At 64.0% G+C, this 311-nt stretch carries 1 pseudogene; it reads left to right on the plus strand.

Annotated features, from left to right (window positions below):
• Positions 1-311 (plus strand): annotated as a pseudogene (locus P0G09_RS17575) (TetR/AcrR family transcriptional regulator); the annotation flags it as partial.

Genomic DNA, 311 nt, shown 5'->3' on the forward strand with positions numbered 1-311 from the left:
GGCGCACCTCCAAGCCCAGCGTGGAGGACATCACCTCCCGCGCCAAGGTGGGCAAGGGCACATTCTACCTCGATTTTGCCGATAAGGGTTCGGTCACGCAGGCCCTGCTGGCCCGGGTGAGCTACCAGCTGCTGGACAACGCCTGCACCGCTGCCGAGCAGCACGCCGCCGAGCTTACCAGCGTCCCCGACCAGATGATCTTTGTCATTGACCATATCATCGAAGCCCTGCGCGCGGACACCCTGATGCTCCGCTTCCTGGAGCGCAGCTTTGTCTGGCCCGGGATGGATCAGATCGAAGCCAGCGGCGAG

This window comes from Faecalibacterium sp. DFI.5.82, from assembly GCF_029076575.1.
Classification (GTDB): Bacteria; Bacillota; Clostridia; order Oscillospirales; family Ruminococcaceae; genus Faecalibacterium; species Faecalibacterium duncaniae.